This is a genomic window from Paraburkholderia diazotrophica, from assembly GCF_038900755.1.
Taxonomy (GTDB): domain Bacteria; phylum Pseudomonadota; class Gammaproteobacteria; order Burkholderiales; family Burkholderiaceae; genus Paraburkholderia; species Paraburkholderia diazotrophica_A.
The window spans coordinates 685744-700707 of sequence record NZ_JBBPEN010000002.1 but is presented as its reverse complement, the minus strand read 5'-3'; the positions used below and the strand labels follow the sequence as shown (position 1 = coordinate 700707).

Below are 14964 nucleotides of genomic sequence, written 5' to 3'. Positions count from 1 at the left end.
GCCCGATGGAGCGACAACCATGAAAACACTCACCACACCCGACCGGAATTCCGCAAGCGCCGACGATTCGGCCTCTTATGCGATGCACCGTCCGTCTCTCGCCGCGTTCGCGGTTGCGGGCGCGTTGACGATGCTCGCCATGCAGACAGCCTGGGCGCAGGAAGCGCCGCCGCCCACGAACGTCGCGCAATCCGCGCCGCAGTACGCGCCGCAGTCGGCAGCTCAGTCGACGCCCGATAGCGACCCGCCCGGACGCGTCGCGCGCCTGAACTACATGGCGGGCACGGTCACGACGGAGCCTGCTGGCGCGTCCGACTGGTCGTATGCGCAAGTCAACCGGCCGCTCACGACGGGCGACCAGTTGTGGAACGACAAGAACGCGCGCTCGGAGCTGCATATCGGCTCGACGGCCGTGCGCATGGGCCAGCAAACCAGCCTCGACATCCTCAATCTCGACGACAACAGCACGCAGCTCAAGGTCGCGCAAGGCACGCTGTCGACGCACGTGCGCGCGATCGCGCCCGGCTCGTCGTATGAGATCGACACGCCGAATCTCGCGCTGGGCGTCAACGGGCCCGGCGACTACCGCGTCGACGTCGCACCGGACGGCGGCAGCACGACGGTCACGGTGCGCAGAGGCAGTGCGACCGTCTACGGCGACAACGGCCAGGTGCCCGTCGCCGCCGGACAGCAGATCACCTTCGCAGGCACGAGCCTGCAGCAGACGGCCGCTAACGGCGCTCCAGGCGCCGATCCGTTCGACCAGTGGACGGCCAGCCGCGACGCCGCCGAGGACCGCTCGGTGTCGGCGCGTTATGTATCGCGTGAAATGCCCGGCTATCAGGACCTCGACGCGAACGGCACGTGGCGCAGCACGCCGCAGTACGGCGAAGTGTGGATGCCGGATCAGGAGCCCGCGGGATGGGCGCCTTATCGCGACGGACACTGGGTCTGGCAGGCGCCGTGGGGCTGGACGTGGGTCGACGACGCGCCGTGGGGCTTCGCGCCTTACCACTACGGCCGCTGGGCGTATGTCGACGATGCGTGGGCGTGGGTGCCTGGGCCCGTCGTCGTCAGCGAGCCGCCCGTGTATGCGCCCGCTCTTGTCGCGTTCGTCGGCGATGGCGGCGGCAGCGACTGGAGCGTGAATCTGGCGATCGGCGGCGTCGCGGCGGCGGGGGTCGCGTGGTTCGCGCTCGGCCCCGGCGAGCCGTGGCATCCGCATTGGGGCCGCGATCACGACTGGAGCCCGCGCTATTACGAGCGCGTGAACAACACAGTCGTCGTCAACAACCGCGTCGATATCCATAACAACATCCGCAACACGTACGTCAACTATCGCGCGCCGGGCGCGGTCACGGGGATGCCGGCAACGGCATTCGTCCACGGACAGCCGACGAACCATTTCGGACAGCGCGTCGACCCCGCGCAGTGGCGCAACGCGCGCTTCAACGCGGGCGCGCCGAATCTCGCGCCCGTCAGACAGAGCTTCGGACCGGGGATGCGCAACGCCGCCTACCGGCCGCCGGCCAATGTAATGGCGCGGCCCGTCGTCGGCACGCGCAGTCCCGGCGTGCCCGCCGCGTTGCACGACAGGCTCGCGCAGAACTTCGCCCAAGGCGGGCACGGACGCGTGCCGGGCGCGGGCGAGCCGATGGTGCGGACTTCAGTGCCCGCGCACTTCGGCGGACAGACGCTCAACGGCAACGGCCCCGTCGCGAATGTGCGGGTGGTGCGCTCGCATGCGCCGGGACAGATGCCCGGCGCCATGCCGGGCGCGCCGGTCGCGGGTGCGCCCGCCGGCCTGCGGCCGGGCGGCGAGCCGCAGACGAACGCACAGCAGCACGGCGTGCCCGGTCGACCGGGGCGCAGCTTCGCGCCGGGGCCGATGGCTGGGCAACGCGCCGAGCGGCCTGGACAGCCTGGACAGATTGCACAGCCCGGTCAGTCGGGCAACGGCGTGCCGCGTCCTCCGCAGTTCGCAGGCGGTCATCCGATGAACGGCATGCCGACGCAACCGGGTCAGCCAGGCGGCGCGCAGCGTCAGGATCTGGCTGCCGCTCAGCAGCGCCAGCCCGCGTGGACGCAGCACCATGCGCCGATGGCCCAGCAACGCGGGAATCCGCAGTTCGGCGCGGCGCAGCCGCAGCGTCCGGCGATATCGCAGAACGATCAGTCGTTACAGCAACGCGAGCGGCCGGCGAATGGTTTCGCTGGCGCCGCGCCGGGTCAGCAGCCGCAACACGGGCCGGAAATGCGCGCGCAACCGGCGCCAGCGCCGGCTCCGATGCAACAGGCGCGGCAACCGGGACGCGAGGCATTTCGTCCACAGCCGCAGCCTCAGCAGCAGGCGCGTCAGGAATTCCATCCGCAGCCTCAGCCACAACAGCAGGCGCGTCCGGAATCTCACCCGCAACCGCAGCCGCAACAGCAGGCTCGCCAGGAATTCCATTCACAGCCGCAACCTCAGCCGCGTCCTGAATTTCACCCGCAGCCGCAGCCGCAACAGCAGGCTCGCCAGGAATTCCATCCACAGCCGCAACCTCAGCCGCGTTCTGAATTTCACCCGCAGCCGCAACAGCAGCCGCAACAACAGCCGCGTCCGGAATTCCACCCGCCGCAGCAGGCCCAACAGCCGCGTCCACAGCCTCAACCCCAGCCTCAGCCGCATCAGGAACAGCGCGCGACGGGCGGTGGAGGCGGCGGCCACGAAGAGCATCATCGCGGCTGAGTCCGCGCGGTACCCGCAGCACCGGCGAGCACGCCATGCCACAAACGAAAACGCCCACCGCAATCGCGGTGGGCGTTTTCACATCGGAGATACGATGCGCCGGAATACCGGCTGCGCGTCAGATCGCCATCGGCGCCGTCAGCGGCTCATGGTGCCGGTAGCCGACCAGCGAAAAATCGGCGGGCTCGATCTTCTCCAGCCACTCGGGCTCGTAGACGCCCGTCTTGGCGAACTCTGGCACGCGATCGGCAATCACGAGCGTCGGACTTTCATAGGGCTCGCGCGTCAACTGCTGTTGCAGCATGTCGAGCTGGTTCTCGTAGATGTGCGCGTCGCCGATGAAATACGTGAACCAGCGCGGCGTATAACCCGTCAGCCGACCGACCAGATGCAGCAGCGCCGCGCCCTCTGTCAGGTTGAACGGCGTGCCGAGCCCGACATCGTTGCTGCGGATATATAGGCACAGCGAAATCTCGCGCTTCGACACATTCGGCAGAAACTGATACAGCAGATGGCACGCCGGCAGCGCGATTTCCTCGAGCACGGCCGGATTCCAGGCGTGAAACAGAATCCGCCGGTCGGAAGGGTTGTTGATGATCGTGTCGAGGCACTGGCGGAGCTGGTCGATCGCCTTGTACAGCAACACCTTGCGCACGCCACCCTCCTCGAACTCGGTAACAGGTGTATAGCCGCGCGACGCCGCATCTTCGAGCCTCGCGCTCGCCGTGGTATCGAGCACCTTATAGGCGGGCCACTGGCGCCATTGGACGCCGTAAACATCGCCCAGATCGTCGGTACCTTGCCGGTACGGATTCGCGAGCCACTGCGCGTTTTCGTTCGCGTTGCCGTCCCACACCTTGCAGCCGAGCGCGCGAAAATCGGCTGCGCTGCGCGACGCGCGCAAAAAGCCGACCAGCTCGCCGATCGCCGACTTGAACGCGAGCTTTTTCGTCGTCACGGCCGGGAAACCCTGCTGCAGATCGAAGCGCAACATCGCCCCCGGCATGCTGATCGTGCGGACGCCGGTGCGATTTTCCTGCCAGCTGCCGGTATCGAGGATCGTGCGGACGAGGTCGAGGTATTGTTTCATGCGGATTCCTTCGGCCGTGCGCCTGGCGCACCGGAGGTTTTTGGGAAACCCCGATTCTAGCAAGCCGCGTGAAGCACGGTGATCGCGCCGCTCCCCTCCCGACGCGTGCGGGCCGCGCAGTCTGCGCGTCGCGTGGAAAGCGGCCTGACGGGCCGGTAACGTCACAGTGAAACGAGAAAAGGCCCGTCCAAAACAAAGAAGCCCGGCCAACCGGCCGGGCTTCCCGATGTCTCGTCGTGGACGGGCGTCAGAGATGCGGCATCGTCGACGGCAACTCCGCCGCATGCTGCGCAAGCGGCTCGCTTTCCATGTGCCGCATGCCGTGGGAGCACAGCAAACGGTACAGCGTCACGCGCGAAATGCCGAGTTCCTGCGCCGCGTCGCCGAGACGCCCGCGATGGCGCAGCAGCGCCAGCTCGATGGCCTGCCTTTCGGCTGCCTCGCGCGCCTGCGCAAGCGAGACGGGAACGATTTCCACGTATTCCGCGAGTTCGAGATCGCGCGCCGTGATCGCGCGGCCTTCCGACATCACGATCGCGCGCCGCACACGGTTGATCAGCTCGCGCACGTTGCCCGGCCAGCTGTAGTTGTGGAGCGCCGCAATCGCATCGGGCGCGAACCCGCGCAGCCGGCGGCTCGCATCTTTCCTGAAACGCTCCAGCATGTGGCGCGCGAGCAGCTCGATGTCCTTGCCGCGCGCGCGCAGCGGCGGCTCGTCGATTTGCAGCACGCACAGGCGGTGATACAGGTCCGAGCGGAACCGCCCTTCGATCATCGCCGTGTTCATGTCGACGTGAGTCGCGGAGATGATCCGCACGTCCACCTCGATCGCGCCGTGCCCGCCGAGCCGCTCTACCTTGCGCTCCTGCAAAAAGCGCAGCAGGCTCGCCTGGCTTTCGAGCGGCAGATCGCCGATTTCGTCGAGGAACAGCGTGCCGCCGTTCGCCGCTTCCACGCGGCCGATCTTGCGCTGGTTCGCGCCCGTGAACGCGCCGCGCTCGTAGCCGAACAGCTCCGATTGCAGCAGATGCGGCGGAATCGCGCCGCAGTTGATCGGGATGAACGGCGCGTTGCGGCGCGCCGAGCGCTCGTGGATCGCGACGGCAGTCAGTTCCTTGCCCGTGCCCGACTCGCCGGAAATGAAGACGGGCGCGTCCGTCATCGCGACTTTGCGGATCGAACGGAAGAGCGCGAGCATCGCGTCGCACGAACCGACCATCTCGCCCTCGGAGCCGCCCGGCGATGCGTCATTCGACGCCGGCTCGCCGAGCGAAACCATCCCATACGCATGCCCGACCGAATCGACGATCCGGTCGCCCGAGTAAGGCACGGTCACGTAATCGAAACAGTAGTCGCGCACGAGCCGGCGCAACGCGGCGTCCTGCAACTGGCCGGCCATCGTGGTCGCGACCCAGCCGACGTTCGGCATCGTCAGGCAGGACTCGAATGCAGCGATTTCATGCTGCTGGAAGCAGCTCGACAGGTCGAGCAGACCGCCCGCCGCCATCCCCGCACGCACTGCGCGGCGCGCATCCCGCGCCGAACCGACGACTTCGACATGCCAGCCGCGCTCATGAAAACGCGTGTTCAACTCAGCGCTGGGATCTCTTGATACGTATATCAGTTGCCGTGTGGCGGATTCCATTATTCAGATCCTCTCGTCAACGAACGTTAAGGATGACGGCATGTGCTGATCTGGATTTAGCTTTCAGGCACGCCTATTCGCACGGGATTCGCAAACGGCGAAAACCGAACGGCCATTCCATTCCGTACGGACAGCTGATCCCCGAAAAACGGCGCGTGTATTGAAACGGCCCAGTAGTGGGCTTTTTAAAATCGTGTGCTGTGGATGAGAGCTTACTATACGCGCGAGCCGTCGAAAACAAATATGCGAATTAAATCCTCAGGCCTTGTGCGACAACGGTTTGCGCGTGCCAGGCACTCTCATTGGGACCCGATTAATTCGCGTGGAAGCGCATTCACCATACTTTTTTATCAACGTCCTCCCGTCGCGTTGCATTTAACGCACCGATTTGAAAACGGCGTGTTTTTTGAGCGAGGTTTCAGACCTGAAACGTTTACGGGCGATTTTCAGCGACGCGCGCCCGATCGATTTTGGCCCGACCAATCGCATCAATGGGTTCGCACGGATGGCACATGTTTCGCTAAATCTCCTGCACCAAGGAGAGACATCATGCGACTCGTTTTCGGCATCGACTCGAGCCCGATCCGGCGACTGCCGGCCAGCGCCGCGCTGTGCGTCGCGCTCGCTCTCGTCGCGCTCCCGGCAGGCGTGAACGCGCAGGAATCCGTCGCGCTGGAGCCGCTCGCGACGGCAGCGCAACCGACGCCCGATTCCGCGAATGAAACGTTTGCGGCCGCCACCGACGCCGGTACGGGACCGCAAGCGGCCACGGAAGAAGAGTCGACTCGCGCGCAGGTCATCGACGAGCCCGACGACGGCGCACCGACGAGCACCGTCGCACTCGACGACCAGGTGCTGTCGCGCCAGCGCGGCGGCGCGGCGGGCATGGTGATGGTCGCGGCGACGCCGCAACTGACACGCGACAATAGCGTGACGCTGTGGGACGAGATCGCACCGCCGTCGCCGCTGCCCATTCCCGTCGACGCGGCGCGCGCCGCGCAAGGCAATGTAGCGAACTATCAGCGGAAGTAGGAAAGCAGCAAGACAGCATCGCAGGCGCAACGAAGAGCAGGCAAAGTGTTTCGGACTCCATATCGGGAGCACGCAAAATGATCGATTCATTGGGGACGCTGTACAGGCGCGCAACACGCGCGACGAAGCTGGCTGCACTTGTCGGCGCACTCGTCGGCGCATTCGTCGCCGGCTTCGCGGGCGTCGCGGCCGCGCAGGTCGTGAATCCCGGCGATATCGTCGTCGAGCGGGAAATCACGCCACGCATCGCGTACGACGCGGTGCCGAGGGAGCAGGACCCCGTGACCTCGCGTGTCTCGACGTTCCCCGCCAACACCTTCAACCCGACGATGGCGCAAGTCGCCTCCGACGCCGACTTGACCAACGCGCACGGCTCGACGGGTCTCGACAGGAGTGTCGCGGGCAACGCGGGCCTGCAGGCCGTCACCCGCATCCTGACGGGAAGCACGACGAACAACAACGTCGCGCTCAACTCCGGCGGCATCGGGCAACCGGCGCCGGGGCTCGGCGGCACCATCTCGGCGTCGGTGACGGGCGCGCTCGCGCCGCTATCGGCGGCGCTGGGCGGCGCGCTCGGAGGGCTCAACAAATGACCGCGCTCTTTCGCTCGCCATCGGCCGTGCGGCGCATCGCGGCGCGAGCTTGCGAAGCGGCTTTCGCGCTTGCCGGGCTCACAGCGATGCACGCCGCGTGCGCGCAACAGACGCCGCAACAGGTGCCGCAGCCGACGCCGCAGCAGACCGCACGCGTGACCGGCGACGCGGGCATCGCGACGGGCGCGGGCGTCGGCGTGACGGGCGCGCTCGCGGTGAACCAGACGGCGGGGCTGAACAACGCGCAGCTCAACCAGTTGACGATCTCGAACGGCGACGCCGCCGGCAACGACAACGCCAGCGTGCAGAGCGCCGGCGCGCGGGCCCGCGTGCCGAGCGCGCGCGCGTCGATCGAAGGCAACGCATTTTCGAATACGTCCGGAGCGGTGATGGTGAACCAGTCTGCGGGCGCAGGGAATCTCCAGCGCAACAGTGTGCAACTCGGCACTGCGGCGCCTGGGGTCGAGGCTGTCTCGGATGGCGTGCTGTCCGCGGTGGCCGCGAAGAACGGCGGTCAGGGTCAAGCGATCGGGGTTCAGACCGTGCGCGAGACCAGCATCTCCAACGACGCCTTCAAGAGCGTCAACGGAATCGTGCAGATCAACCAGACTGCCGGCGCCGGTAATGCCACGGCAAACAGTTTTGTGCTCCGTCCCCCGGCGGGCACTCTTTTCTAACTGACCACAACGAGTATCGGAGCGAAACATGAAGCGCACTCTCATTGCAGCAGCCGTCCTCGCAGCCGCGTCCTCCAGCGCTTTCGCGAGTCCGCTGAAGAACCCGTTCATCTTCAACGCAACGCTGGTGGGCGAAGCCGTCGGCATCGAAGGATTCGTCACGCTGTTCGGCTGCGTGGGCGTCTCCAGCACAGCGGGCGCCGTCGTCAACAACACGCAGCACGCGTATGCGAACGCATCGCTGAGCCCGAACGCGCAAACGTACACGTCGGGCTTCGTGACGACGCGAATCGACAACAGCTACAAGTCGGTCAACGGCGGCGGCTCTGCCTATGCTTCGCTGTCGACGTCGCACTCGTCGTCGGCGTACGCCGCGCAGGGCTATCAGGCGTCGTCGCACTATGCGTACGGCAACCAGAGCAGCTCGGTCAAGGGCGGCGGCTTCGAATTCAGCGCGCAGGCGGCCGAGATCAACGGCAGCTTCAGCCATGACAGCCAGAACGCCGGCGGCCATATCTCGGCAGGCGGCCATGCAGGCGGCAGCTATCAGTACGCTTCGTTCAACACCCCACACTTCGGCTTCGGAGAAGCGCATGTGCAAGGCGGCTTCTCTGCCGGCTATAACGAGTCCAGCTACAGCAACAGCAACCACCTGTCGGGAGCATTCGGCGCGGTGGAAGGCTCGGGCCAGGGTGCGGTGTGGGGCTTCAAGGCCGATCAGGGCTCCGGCTATCGCGCGTATGGCGAGCAGTCGAGCGGCTACGAAGTCGAGAAGTCCAGCAGCCACGACAGCGTAGCGGCGCAGTGGGGCTTCCACTCGACGGTGTCCTCGACGGATGTCGACGTATACGGCTCGGTCACCGAGCACATCAACACGCAGAAGGCGGGCAACCTGACGGCGACGACGGGCGCGAACGCCGCGCAGAACGTCAGCGGCAACATCGGCGTGAATATCGCGGAAGGCGTGAACAACGCGCAGAGCAACGACGCCGCGCTCGCTTCCGTCGATGCCGGCAATGTGTTCGGCAACGCACAGGTCTTCAACGACCAGAGCTCGGGTGGCCGCGCGAACATCAACAACTTCAAGGTGAACGCATCGGTCGGCGACAACTCGCTGCAGTACGCATCGGGCAACGTCGGCGTGAACGTCGCATCGGGCATCAGCAACGTGCAGAACAACAGCATGGCTGCTTCGACGTCGACGGTCTCGCGCAACCACGCCAGCGCGGCGATGGTCGCCACGGATGAATCGTCGCAGTCGGCGGGCGTGTCGTTCTACGGCTCGTTCGAAGGCACGGCGATGCTCGGCGCGGGCGCACTGAGCCACGCAACCGGGAACATCGGCGTGAACATCGCGGGCGGCGCGGGCAACGTGCAGCACAACGGCCTCGCGATCGCTTCGATGAACACGAGCCACTAGAAAACACCCACAGGGGATGCGCCGGCGGCCCGACCAGCGCCGGCGCGACCAGGCAGCGACGATGTTGCATGGGACCAGCGCACGCACGGGACGGGAGCGGATACCAGGCTCCAGTCCCGCCGACATGCGGGCTCTGGTCGACCGCTGTGCATGGGCCCCGGGTAAGTGCTCTGCATGCGGCTGGAGCAAGCGCTCTGCGTAGTGCTGGCGTAAGTGCTAAAGCACTGACTCCAGCCGACAGCTGAAGCCCGAACGCCAGCCGACAGCTGAAGCGCCAACTCGGGTCGACAGGAGACCAGCATGTCCCGGTTCGACCGGTATCCGGCGTTTCGACTCGCCGATGCCGCCGTTGCGTTCGCAACTTGCGCGATGTGTGCGACAGGGCACGCACAGGCGAGCATCGACACGTCTACCCTCGCAGGTGTTCCGCTAACCAAAACGGTGCATTCGATGAGGGAGCTCCGGTACCGCCATATCGTCAGCCAGCAGTTCGACTACAGCTGCGGCGCGGCGGCGCTCGCGACCCTCCTCAAGTACGGCTATGGAATCGACATCCCCGAGACGGAGCTGATCCGCCGGATGATGGTGTTCTCCACGCCGGAAGTGGTGGTCAAGAACGGCTTCTCGATGCTCGACATGAAGAAGTTCGTCGAGACGATCGGGCTGCGCGGGCGCGGCTTCAGGGTCAACACGGACGCGCTGTACCACCTCCAGATCCCCGTCATGGTTCTGATGAACATCGATGGCTACGAGCACTTCGTGATCGTGAAGCATGCGCAGGACGGTCGCATCTTCATCGCGGACCCCGCCCTCGGCAATCGCATCCTGCTCGAGGAGGACTTCGCGAAGACGTGGAATGGGCTCGTGTTCGCAGTCGTCGGAAAACCGTTCAGGGAGGATTCCCCGCTGTTGCAGGACAACGAGTCGCTGGCGCTGCATTTGCGCGAGCGCGCGCTCGCCAACGGGACGGCGGCGACTCCCTTCGTCGAATACGGCTTGATCAAGGCAGACCTGTTCTGACCACCCATGAAGCACTCCCTCTCCCAGCCCGGCCGCACGTGTCTAGCGATTTTGCTTGCCACGACGTGCGGCCTCGCGACCAGCGCCTACGCCTCGGACCTGACGACGTTCCGCGACGTGGCGCCGGCCGCCATCCAGTGGCAAAGCGTCGGGGACGATGTGCTCGCCCAGCAGACCGGAAAAGGCGCGGGCGGACAGATGATCTCCGGTTTCGTATTGAACGTGCTTTCGCAATGGCAGTTGCCGAACGGCGCCAATGCACTCGCGCAAGGCAGCCTCTGCGTTGCGCGCGATGCGGCGAACGCGCTGACGGCCAACGTCAACACGCTCGCGAGCGTCACCGACGGCCACGGCAATCCGGGCGCGAACCCGCATGCCCACGCAGGCGGCGGACAAGGCATCTCCGTCAACGGCGTATCGCAGGTCACGCAGGTAGCGGGCGATCGAAACGCCGGCTTCAACACGGCGCAAATCGACTTCAACAACAATCCGCAACTGCTGGCGGGTGGCGCGAATGCGCAGAGCGCATCGGCGTCGAACGCGGCGGGCACCATCAAGGCGGGCATCGCGTTCGGCAACGGCGGCGTGACCGTCGCGCTGCAGACGCCCGCCGGCATCGCGTCGCAAACCATCGTGCCCGGCAACGCGCAACAGGCGGGCGCAATCGCACAACTGCTGCAGATCGCAGGCAATAACCAGCAAGTCGCCAACCAGTTGCAGCTCTCGTTGCAGACGGCGCCGATGTCGTCCGCGATGCTGCGCCAGGCAGGCGTCCTACAAGCCCTGCAAAACGCGCTTGGTTCAAGGAGATGAAGACAGGCCGCCACCTGCCGGCTTTATTTCACCAGGAGGAGAAGTCGCGACGAAATGCGGCAGCGCAAAGCACAAGAACCAGCCACGCGCTGCCAGTTTCACCGGGGGAACAACAATGACGATGACTACAACAGGCAGGAGGCCGCGTGCCCGACTCGCGGCTATCCCTGCTGCCGCAATGCTGTATGCACTCTCGCAGGGAGCGGGCGCGCAGGCGCTCAGCAGCCAGTCGCTCGAAGAACGGCTCAATACGCTGATGCGCGTGGTCGACGAGCAGCAGCGGCAGATCCAGTCGCTCGAGCGGCAGGTGACGAATCTGGAAATGGCGCAGCGCGGCCGCGGCGCGCCGGGCTATGGCGCGCCTGCCGGCAGCGAAGCCGTCGCCGAGCAGCCGGGCGCCGACGGCCTGCCCGTGCCGCTGCCGCCGCTCGCACAGGTGACGCCGGGCGCGCCCGCGCCGGGCAATGCGACGGGCACCGCGACGGGGGTGCCCGTCAATCCGCCTGCGCCGGAGGGCACGTCGGCGGGCGGCTCGGCGGGCACGAGCAACCCGAACGCGCAGGCGAGCGGCCCCGGCCTGCCTGAAGGCGCCGTCGGCCAGACGCAGAAGGCCGCCGAGCCCGTGCGCACGCAGGCCGAGGAAGCCGTCGTGCAGCGCGAGCACGCGCCCCTCTTCGATCACAAGCTGACGCTGGACTGGGGTATCAGCGATACCTACTACGACCGCCGTCAGTTGCAGCTGTCGGGCTTCCTCGCGCTCGACGCGATTTTCCTCGGCAACATCAATCTGGGGCAGACAAAGTCGCACCAGATCATGGCCGATCTCGACACGCGCTACGGTCTCACGGACCGCATCAGCGTCGACGTCGACGTGCCGTATGTCTACCGGCACAGCCAGTTCATCGTCGGCGGCGCGGGGGGCGCGGCCAACACGCTGTCCGATGCGTCCGTCAATTCGAATGCGATCGGCGACGTCAACTTCGGGATCTACTACCAGTTCCTGAAGGAGACCAACAACATCCCCGACGTGGTCGGCAGCCTGCGCGTGAAAGCGCCGACGGGCACCTCGCCGTTCGGCCTCAAGGTCGTGCAGCTCGACCCCGACAACACGAACCTCGTCGCGCCGTCGAAGCTGCCCACGGGCACGGGCTTCTGGAACATCACCGCGGGCATGTCGGTGCTCAAGACCTACGACCCCGTGGTGCTGTTCGGCAGCCTCTCGTACACGTACAACGTCGCGCGCTCGTTCGCGGACATCTCGTCGGTCGTCGGACAGACGCAGCCCGCGACCGTGAAGCTCGGCGACATCTTCCAGCTCGGGGCGGGCGTGGCGCTTGCATTCTCGGACAAGGACTCGGCCAGCATCTCGTACACGCTCGCGCTTCAGCCCTCGTCGAAGACGAAGGCGCCTGGCGGCGATTACGTGAAAGTACCCGGCAGCGAGACGACGGCCGCCGTGATGAATTTCGGACTGAACCATGTGGTGAACAAGCATCTGACGATCAACGGTTCGGTGTCGATCGGGATGACACCCGACGCGCCGAACTATGTGATCGGCGTGCGCTTTCCCTACACCTTTTGACGTGACACTGATACGAGGCAGATCGTGCGCGAAACTTCTCACCTGAGCCCCGTTCCCGCGCCCACCGGCGCAGGGCTGCGCCTCGCGGCGTCGCACGGGTCCACGACACCCGCCGCGCCCGCCGGACCTGATGTGGTTCAGACGGCCGTCGATACGCGCGCCGCCGCGCGCATCCTGCTGTACGTCGCGCGCGCGCCCGACGACGCGCTCGTCGAGCATCTGAAGAGCCGCGGCTGGAACGTGCTTGTCGCGCGCTCGGCGCACGAGGTCGGGCGGCTCATCAAGCCAGCGACGGTCTGCGCGGGCATCGCCGACATGGCGAGCTTCGCGGTGCGCGAGCTGCCCAGCCTCGAGTCGAGCCTGCGCGCGCAGCAGGTCGGCTGGATCGCGCTGGCGAATGCCGAGCGGCTCGCCGATCCTGACGTGCGGCGGCTGATCCGCCACTACTGCTTCGACTACGTGAAGATCCCCGTGGCGAACGCGACCATCGACTATCTGGTCGGCCACGCGTACGGCATGGTCAATCTGTGCGACCCCGACATGCCGCCCGACACCACGAACGCGAGCGACGACGAAATGGTCGGCACCTGTGAAGCGATGCAGCAACTGTTCCGCACGATCCGCAAGGTCGCGAACACCGATGCGAGCGTGTTCATCTCGGGCGAGTCGGGCACGGGCAAAGAGCTGACGGCGCTCGCGATCCACGAGCGCTCGCCGCGCCGCAAGTTCCCGTTCGTCCCCATCAATTGCGGCGCGATTCCGCATCACCTGCTGCAATCGGAACTGTTCGGCTACGAACGCGGCGCGTTCACGGGCGCGAATCAGCGCAAGATCGGCCGCGTCGAGGCAGCCAACGGCGGCACGCTCTTTCTCGATGAAATCGGCGATCTGCCGATGGAAAGCCAGGCGAGCCTGCTGCGCTTTTTGCAGGAAGGCAAGATCGAGCGCCTGGGCGGCCATGAATCGATTCCCGTCGACGTGCGCATCATCTCGGCGACGCACGTCGATCTCGAAGACGCGATGAGCGACGGGCGCTTCCGCACGGACCTGTTCCACCGGCTGTGCGTGCTGCGCGTCGACGAGCCGCCGCTGCGCGCGCGCGGCAAGGACATCGAGCTGCTCGCGCATCACATCCTCGGCAAGTTCAAGACCGATAACGCGCGCAAGATTCGCGGCTTCACGCCGTCGGCGATCGAGGCGATGTACAACTACCACTGGCCCGGCAACGTGCGCGAGCTCATCAACCGCGTGCGCCGCGCGATCGTGATGGCCGAGAACAAGCTGATTTCCGCCGAAGACCTCGACCTCGCGCACTTCAGCGAACAGCAGACGACGAGCCTCGCGCAGGCGCGCGAAGCCGCCGAGAAGCGCGCGATCGAGGCCGCGCTGCTGCGGCACCGGCATCGGCTGAACGAGGCGGCGGCGGACCTCGGGATTTCACGCGTGACGCTTTACCGGCTGATGGGCACGCACGGTCTGCGCGATACGTCGAACGACGACAAGGCGGGCTTCAAAGGCGACGAGAAAGAGCTGTACGCCAGCGATCAGGACGCGCGCGACTAGCGCCTGCGCGCGCGGGCCGGACGGCCCGATGCGATGTCATCCGAGCGGCCCCGAGCGGTGCGAGTGGTGCGAGTGGTGCGAGTGGTGCGAGTGGTGCGAGCGGTGCGAGTGGTGCGAGTCGCCCGCGCAGTCTGACGCGCCGCGGCGTTCCGGGCCGGGCGGCGCGCGCTCGGGTAGAATCGGCTTCCGCTTTCCGCTACCCGTTCCATACTCTCTCGCATGACGACGCTCACCCTGATCGTCGCTCGCGCCCGCAATGGCGTGATCGGCCGTGACAACCAGCTGCCCTGGCGGCTTCCCGAAGACCTCGCTTTCTTCAAGCGCACGACGATGGGCGCGCCCATCGTGATGGGCCGCAAGACGCACGAATCGATTGGCCGCGTGCTGCCGGGACGGCGCAACATCGTCGTCACACGCGATGCACAGCGCCAGTTCGCCGGCTGCGATACCGTCACGAATCTCGACGACGCACTGGCGCTCGCGGCGCGCGACAACGCATCGGAGGCGTTCCTGATCGGCGGCGCGCAGCTGTACGAAGAAGGCTTGCGGCGCGCGGACAAGATGATCGTCACCGAGATTCACGCGGACTTCGAAGGCGATGCGACGTTCCCCGCGCCCGATGCCGCGCAGTGGGAAGAAGTCGCGCGCGAGACGCATCGCGCGAAAGAGCCGAACGACTTCGAATATGCGTTCGTGACGTATCGGCGCAAGGCGCGTTGAGCCTCTGGCCGCTGCCGGCTGCAAAGAAAAAAGCCACGGAATTGCTTCCGTGGCTTTTGCGTTTTTGAAGCGCGTCTT

The 14964-nt window shown here is 66.2% G+C and carries 12 protein-coding genes; 10 read left to right on the top strand and 2 right to left on the bottom strand.

The features are described from left to right. The first annotated feature begins 19 nt into the window (after positions 1–19). Positions 20–2731 (top strand): DUF6600 domain-containing protein, encoded by a 2712-nt coding sequence (locus AABE10_RS08475; RefSeq protein ID WP_342932815.1) that lies wholly within the window; start codon positions 20–22, stop codon positions 2729–2731. Positions 2732–2849: 118 nt separating this feature from the next. Here AABE10_RS08475 and AABE10_RS08470 read toward each other — a convergent pair whose 3' ends face one another. Both AABE10_RS08470 and AABE10_RS08465 read right to left on the bottom strand, forming a co-directional pair. Continuing rightward, positions 2850–3821, bottom strand: coding sequence for a thymidylate synthase (locus tag AABE10_RS08470; protein WP_342932814.1), 972 nt, complete (start codon positions 3819–3821; stop codon positions 2850–2852). A 247-nt stretch (positions 3822–4068) separates the two neighbouring features. Beyond that, on the bottom strand, positions 4069–5466 hold the full coding sequence (locus AABE10_RS08465) for a sigma-54 dependent transcriptional regulator (RefSeq protein WP_152757228.1): 1398 nt from the start codon (positions 5464–5466) through the stop codon (positions 4069–4071). A gap of 549 nt (positions 5467–6015) precedes the next feature. Between AABE10_RS08465 and AABE10_RS08460 the strand changes: the two genes are divergently transcribed. The 9 genes from AABE10_RS08460 to AABE10_RS08420 all read left to right on the top strand — a co-directional run bounded on the left by AABE10_RS08460 (position 6016) and on the right by AABE10_RS08420 (position 14886). Next, positions 6016–6498 (top strand): hypothetical protein, encoded by a 483-nt coding sequence (locus AABE10_RS08460; RefSeq protein WP_342932813.1) that lies wholly within the window; start codon positions 6016–6018, stop codon positions 6496–6498. A 77-nt stretch (positions 6499–6575) separates the two neighbouring features. Continuing rightward, positions 6576–7091, top strand: a complete 516-nt coding sequence (locus AABE10_RS08455; protein ID WP_342932812.1) for a hypothetical protein — start codon at positions 6576–6578, stop codon at positions 7089–7091. An 86-nt stretch (positions 7092–7177) separates the two neighbouring features. Further along, on the top strand, positions 7178–7768 hold the full coding sequence (locus AABE10_RS08450) for a hypothetical protein (RefSeq protein WP_428983291.1): 591 nt from the start codon (positions 7178–7180) through the stop codon (positions 7766–7768). Between the two features lie 28 nt (positions 7769–7796). Beyond that, positions 7797–9188, top strand: coding sequence for a hypothetical protein (locus tag AABE10_RS08445; RefSeq protein WP_342932810.1), 1392 nt, complete (start codon positions 7797–7799; stop codon positions 9186–9188). 300 nt (positions 9189–9488) lie between these two features. Then, positions 9489–10208: a C39 family peptidase gene (locus tag AABE10_RS08440; protein ID WP_342932809.1), complete on the top strand. Its 720-nt coding sequence runs from the start codon at positions 9489–9491 to the stop codon at positions 10206–10208. Positions 10209–10214: 6 nt separating this feature from the next. Beyond that, the gene (locus AABE10_RS08435; protein ID WP_342932808.1) at positions 10215–11021 is read left to right on the top strand and encodes a peptidase C39; all 807 of its coding nucleotides are present in this window, start codon (positions 10215–10217) and stop codon (positions 11019–11021) included. Positions 11022–11136: 115 nt separating this feature from the next. Beyond that, positions 11137–12603 (top strand): hypothetical protein, encoded by a 1467-nt coding sequence (locus AABE10_RS08430; RefSeq protein WP_342932807.1) that lies wholly within the window; start codon positions 11137–11139, stop codon positions 12601–12603. Positions 12604–12627: 24 nt separating this feature from the next. Further along, positions 12628–14166, top strand: a complete 1539-nt coding sequence (locus tag AABE10_RS08425; protein WP_342932806.1) for a sigma-54 dependent transcriptional regulator — start codon at positions 12628–12630, stop codon at positions 14164–14166. Positions 14167–14385: 219 nt separating this feature from the next. Next, on the top strand, positions 14386–14886 hold the full coding sequence (locus AABE10_RS08420) for a dihydrofolate reductase (protein WP_342932805.1): 501 nt from the start codon (positions 14386–14388) through the stop codon (positions 14884–14886). Positions 14887–14964 lie beyond the last annotated feature (78 nt).

Bases quoted from the DNA above. Each gene is read 5' to 3' on its own strand.
- AABE10_RS08455 (WP_342932812.1), top strand. From the start codon at position 6,576: ATGATCGATTCATTGGGGACGCTGTACAGGCGCGCAACACGCGCGACG.
- AABE10_RS08430 (WP_342932807.1), top strand. From the start codon at position 11,137: ATGACGATGACTACAACAGGCAGGAGGCCGCGTGCCCGACTCGCGGCT.
- AABE10_RS08470 (WP_342932814.1), bottom strand. From the start codon at position 3,821: ATGAAACAATACCTCGACCTCGTCCGCACGATCCTCGATACCGGCAGC.
- AABE10_RS08450 (WP_428983291.1), top strand. From the start codon at position 7,178: ATGCACGCCGCGTGCGCGCAACAGACGCCGCAACAGGTGCCGCAGCCG.
- AABE10_RS08475 (WP_342932815.1), top strand. From the start codon at position 20: ATGAAAACACTCACCACACCCGACCGGAATTCCGCAAGCGCCGACGAT.
- AABE10_RS08420 (WP_342932805.1), top strand. From the start codon at position 14,386: ATGACGACGCTCACCCTGATCGTCGCTCGCGCCCGCAATGGCGTGATC.
- AABE10_RS08440 (WP_342932809.1), top strand. From the start codon at position 9,489: ATGTCCCGGTTCGACCGGTATCCGGCGTTTCGACTCGCCGATGCCGCC.
- AABE10_RS08435 (WP_342932808.1), top strand. From the start codon at position 10,215: ATGAAGCACTCCCTCTCCCAGCCCGGCCGCACGTGTCTAGCGATTTTG.
- AABE10_RS08445 (WP_342932810.1), top strand. From the start codon at position 7,797: ATGAAGCGCACTCTCATTGCAGCAGCCGTCCTCGCAGCCGCGTCCTCC.
- AABE10_RS08465 (WP_152757228.1), bottom strand. From the start codon at position 5,466: ATGGAATCCGCCACACGGCAACTGATATACGTATCAAGAGATCCCAGC.
- AABE10_RS08460 (WP_342932813.1), top strand. From the start codon at position 6,016: ATGCGACTCGTTTTCGGCATCGACTCGAGCCCGATCCGGCGACTGCCG.